The following is a 746-nucleotide window of genomic DNA, read 5'->3' on the forward strand; positions in this document are numbered from 1 at the left end:
CAGCAACAGCAACAGCAACAGCAACACAGATTGGCATACCATTGACCATATCATCTCCTCCTAATGGCTTTCCTTAGTACAAAAAACCAAATACCTGCGTTTACACCCTTTCTTCCAGTTGCACTATGATTAGCGAGTGAGTGAATACTTAAATAACAAGTGAATCATGAATAAAACCACTTGGCATCACTAAATCGATGTAACAGAAGCAACAAATAGCTTACAATTTGCGACGCGCAACTCAATAATAATGAAATTTAAGTAGTAAAATACACGATTACTACGATGGATGGAGCCATTTATGAAAGAAGTAGATTTTCGAACGATTGATCGTTTGTTTATTAAAATGTCAATCAACGACAAAATGTGGGTGATTTTTTTCCTGTTTCTCACAACATTAACTTGCATCAGTGGCGCTCGCTATTTTGGTACTATTGAACAATTTGAACAGCAATCGATCATGGCCGCAGAATACAAGCTTTCTGGCCTTCTCTCTTCTGAAAAAGTAGACGTTCAAACGATACAAGGACTTTCCAATACCTCTTCATTAAGAGACCCAGTCTTTAAAGAAGGTCTTGTTACTGTCAGCAAACAGCATCAATCCGGTTCCCTTTACCAGTTCACTGAAAACTTTTCGACCCGATACAATGCAATGCTAAGTGACGCAAAAACAACGTTCGCACTCAGTTACCTTTGGGCACTGCCCTTTGCTATTTTTGTCTACTGGGTTGCCACCTTTATCGGCG

The 746-nt window shown here is 39.4% G+C and carries 1 pseudogene; it reads left to right on the forward strand.

Annotation, left to right across the window (positions count from 1 at the left end):
- Positions 1-301: 301 nt before the first annotated feature.
- Positions 302-746: pseudogene (locus ACP45E_RS01405) on the forward strand (methyl-accepting chemotaxis protein); the annotation flags it as partial.

The organism is Vibrio genomosp. F10 str. 9ZD137, from assembly GCF_049974785.1.
Classification (GTDB): Bacteria; Pseudomonadota; Gammaproteobacteria; order Enterobacterales; family Vibrionaceae; genus Vibrio.